Source organism: Treponema endosymbiont of Eucomonympha sp. (assembly GCF_001028545.1).
In genome coordinates this window covers 1-824 of sequence record NZ_BBPW01000280.1, presented here as the reverse complement: position 1 = coordinate 824, position 824 = coordinate 1, and the positions used below count along the sequence as shown (strand labels likewise).

Below are 824 nucleotides of genomic sequence, written 5' to 3'. Positions count from 1 at the left end.
GATTTGTGCCCGGGCGTCGTTCACGACCGCGGCAATATCGCGGTCCAGCACATTGGCGGTGATGACGACACGCCGCTTGCCATTCTCGCGGCTGATCTGGTTCGGACCGTCGCTGATCTTGAACGTCGCCAGTTGGCCGAGTGGGACGGTCAACGGGGTCAGGCCGGCCGGCGGCAGCGACACCGGCAGATTCTTCAGTGCATCGAGATCGCCGCGGATGTCTTCCGGAAGGCGGACCACGATGTCGAAGCTCCGGTCGCCTTCAAACACCGCCCCGGCGCTTCGTCCGCCGATGGCTGTGCCGATCACGTCCTGAACGGCGGTAAGGCTGAGGCCGCGCCGGGCGATCTCCGCCTTGTTCACGGTGATATCCAGCACGGACAGGCCGCTGGCCTGCTCGACCTTGATGTCCGTCGCCCCTTTGGTTTTCTGCAGGATACCTGCGATCTGGCCCGCGCTGCGCAGCAGCGGCTCGAACTCATCGCCAAACACCTTGATCGCCAGATCGCCGCGCACACCCGCCAGCAGCTCGTTGAACCGCATCTGGATCGGCTGGGTGAATTCGTAGTTATTGCCGGTCGACGCCGTGCCCGACATCACCAACAAGCAGGTGCAGATCAACACGACCGCGCCGGCGCTGTCCCCGGTGGAAATCGAAAAGCAGGTCACCTTCCGGATCGAGACCGCGCTGGCGGGCATCGCGGGACTGGAAAGCACCCGTTCATTGTCGCGCAACGGCTTCTCGCAGGTGACGGCCATCTTCCGCGAGAAGACGGATATCTATTTCGCACGGCAGCAGATCAACGAGCGGCTGATCGAACTCC

General features: G+C 63.5%; 2 protein-coding genes. One reads left to right on the top strand and one right to left on the bottom strand.

Annotation, left to right across the window (positions count from 1 at the left end):
* A partial coding sequence (locus AWU74_RS14295; RefSeq protein WP_238580212.1) for an efflux RND transporter permease subunit occupies positions 1-543 on the bottom strand: 543 nt, incomplete at its 3' end.
* A gap of 28 nt (positions 544-571) precedes the next feature.
* Here AWU74_RS14295 and AWU74_RS14290 point away from each other — a divergent pair.
* Positions 572-824: efflux RND transporter permease subunit (locus AWU74_RS14290; RefSeq protein ID WP_202966421.1), on the top strand; the 253-nt coding region annotated here is incomplete at its 3' end.